At 73.2% G+C, this 1743-nt stretch carries 1 protein-coding gene; it reads right to left on the reverse strand.

Going from position 1 to position 1743, the window contains the following annotated elements; genetic code table 11:
* Positions 1-71 precede the first annotated feature (71 nt).
* Positions 72-1580 carry an IS21 family transposase gene (gene istA, locus GSE44_RS24990; RefSeq protein ID WP_159351530.1) on the reverse strand — a complete coding sequence of 503 codons (1509 nt, stop codon included), beginning with the start codon at positions 1578-1580 and terminating at the stop codon, positions 72-74.
* Positions 1581-1743: the final 163 nt, after the last annotated feature.

A 1743-nucleotide genomic window follows, 5' to 3' on the forward strand; every position in this document is an offset into this window, starting at 1 on the left:
ACGGTGGAAGCTGGGCAGGCGCAGCGCCGTCAGCATGGCGGGCAAGGCATGGACGTCGATGGCGCGGGGGGTCATGCGTGCGCCTCCAGCAGGGCGTCAAACTCGCCGAGGGCGGTGAGCGCGACGGGCACGTCCTCCGGCAGGTCGCGCGGACGTGGCGCCAGGCGGCGCTTGAGGGTGGCCGCGTCCGGCAGGTGCCCGGCGGCGAGTTCGGCGGCGATCAGGCTGGCGAGCTCGGCCTCGCAGGCCTCGTCATGGGCGAGCCAGAGCAAGTCGACCATGTGGCGGCAGGCCGCGCGCCGCGGCAGCGCCTCGGCCAGGGCAGCCCAGGCGGCGGCGTACTCGCTGCGGGGAAAGATGCCGTCACGGTAGACCGAGCCGGCGAGCGCCTGCGGCTTGCGGCGCAGGGCATGGATGACGTGCCGGTAATCGATGCGGTGGACCCGGCGGCCGTCCTGGCGGGCCCGCAGGCGGGGATGGCTGACCACCTGGGTGCTGCCGAGCCAGGCGTCGATGCGGTCGTCGTAGACATGCACGCGCAGGCGCTGGCCGATCAGCCGGGAGGGAGCGCTGTAGAAGATGCCGTGCACCAGGAAGCCGCCGGTGCGGGTGACGCGTGCGACCACCTCGGTGAAGTCGGTGGTACGGCGGGCCGGCAGGGCCTTGAGCGCGGCCGCCTCGATCCGGAGCGCGGCCTCGCGGCGGCGGTTGCGCCGGGCGACGAGCTGGTCGACGAAGCGGCGCCAGTCGGCAAGGCGGGCGAAGTCGCGCGAGCCGCGCAGGATCAGGGCCTGGTCGAGGGCGGCCTTGAGGTGGCGGTTGTGGGCCTCAACCGCGCCGTTCTCGTGCGCCTCGCCGGGATTGTTGCGGCTGGCCGCCATGCCGTAGTGGGCGCAGAAGGCGTCATAGCGGCGGGTGACGTCCTCGGCGGCCTCACGGCTGAGGTTGCGGTAGGCGGCGGAGAGGCTGTCGGTCCGGTGTTCCTGCGGGACACCGCCGAGCGCCCAGAGAGCGTTCTGCAGGTTCTCGGCCAGGGCGGTGAAGCTCTCGCCGCCGAGCACGACGGCGACATGCTCCCAGCCGCTGTAGGCCAGGACGAAGTGGTAGAGCCGGTGCGGCAGGAGCTGGCCGGCCAGGGTGACGGCGAGTTCCGCGGCGTCGGTGAAGTCCGACAGCGCCATCCGGCCAGGCTCCGGCGCCTGGCGGAAGATGAGGTCCCGCTCCGGCCCATGCAGGGCGCGCCAGTCGCGCACGCGCCGTTCCAAGGTCCGGCGGAGGCGGTCGTCGGGAAAGCCGTCCGGATCGGTGATCTGCAGGTGGCGAAGCAGGGTGACGGCCAGTACCGCCGGGTCGCTCTGCAGGATCGGCAGCAGCACCGGCTCCCAGACCGCGGCCAGCGGGTCGGGGACGGTACGGCCGCGTTTGGGTTGGCGCTGGGACGGCAGCCGGGGGTCGCCCTCGAGCCGCCGGGCGGTGCGCTCGCTGAAGCCTGCCCGGGCAGCGGCGGCGCGCTGGCTGTGACGCAGTCGGTCTTGCATGTAGGTTCTCGCTTGCTGGTCGGTGACGGGTTTGCCCGGCACGTTGCGGTCTCCGTTTGGTCACAGAGATCCCGCTCGTACCGGCCCGCAGCGGCCAGCACCCCACGCCATCATCCCCGATAGAGACGATCGCGCCGGTGGCCCCGGTCTCCGGCCGGGCTACGCCCGACCTGCGTCCGGGGCCACCGGCCAACTTGCCTGTCGG

Origin of the sequence: Muricoccus harenae (assembly GCF_009848505.1) — a bacterium.
Lineage (GTDB): Bacteria > Pseudomonadota > Alphaproteobacteria > Acetobacterales > Acetobacteraceae > Roseomonas > Roseomonas harenae.